The 1,130-nt window shown below is 48.3% G+C and carries 2 protein-coding genes; both read right to left on the bottom strand.

From position 1 onward, the window contains the following. On the bottom strand, positions 1–447 hold a 447-nt coding region (locus tag BOW51_RS12000), incomplete at its 3' end, for a PC4/YdbC family ssDNA-binding protein (RefSeq protein ID WP_135568297.1). A 500-nt stretch (positions 448–947) separates the two neighbouring features. After that, positions 948–1,130, bottom strand: a 183-nt coding sequence (locus BOW51_RS11515) for a hypothetical protein (protein ID WP_217349051.1), incomplete at its 5' end; no start/stop codon positions are given.

A 1,130-nucleotide genomic window follows, 5' to 3' on the forward strand; every position in this document is an offset into this window, starting at 1 on the left:
CGCGTCCGCGATCGACAAATCGATTCTCGGTATAATGCTTCTCATATATTTCCACTGTTTGATGTTCAAGAATACCCCCTTGATCGTGGCAGTATCGTTAATGAATCGTCTCACGTCTATCCTCGTACGTCCACGATAGAGACATACCGTGATGCGATAGTGTTCCGGGAGTGGAAATTGTTTGACGTAAGTACACAGCGTATCGTTAACCGAAACCTCGCTAACATTCGACTCCACGTCCGACTCTATTTTTATGCAATCCGTACTCGATCGAGGTGGGGGTTTTACCACGTGGGCTATAAAGATCAGTGCCGAAATGTTCACGGCAAAGAGAAGGACGACCGCCGTCACTTTTATATACGTAAAATGCATCTTAAACTTTTCGTCGAAAGAGTTTCTACTACTCGTTAGATCCGCATTCATCATGGACGTTTGCTCTCCCGACATGGTTCGCGAATCGATTGACTACTCCGCTTTCCGACGTCCTATTTATAGGCAACGCGAATACCGAGCCACGTATCGGCGCACGACATCGTCCGGATCGTCTTTCGAGAGTAACGTTTCTATCATTCGAGCCAAGGGCACGCCGCGACTCTTTCGAGATAAATAATACAACACGTGATGACCGCAGGTGTCGCTATCCTCTCTCTGAACTCGGACGGAATTATAAAAACACGTCTCGGCATTATCAGACCAGAATCGAGAGAAACAAGAAGAGTAATAACGGGGATCGTGACCGAAACTATCGAAAAATTCCACTCGTCTCGAATTCTCGAACCAGAAGACGACCCAATGGCGACCGGGAAGATGGGAGGGATCCGTGTTACAAACGTAGGCCGATGGACGCGTACTCACGCGCTCTGGTAGAGAATCGGACGAAAATACTCCCACCACGTACTGGGATAAAACGGGATTCTCTCGAACGACGCATTCGATCTGTAAGTTATTCATACTCGGGTGAATTTGACGTCGCGGGTACGGTCGATTTCGAGAAGTGCCGGGAACTCTGCGTAGGCCAGACAATTATAGGTGTCGACGGTGGGCGTGGCAAATTTCACTTCGAATCTCAGATTTCCGTGTCGAATCAAGTTTATATAGTCGCCTCCGTAATCGCTGGGGGCGAGATCGAA

Origin of the sequence: Solemya elarraichensis gill symbiont (genome assembly GCF_002021095.1) — a bacterium.
Classification (GTDB): Bacteria; Pseudomonadota; Gammaproteobacteria; order Chromatiales; family Chromatiaceae.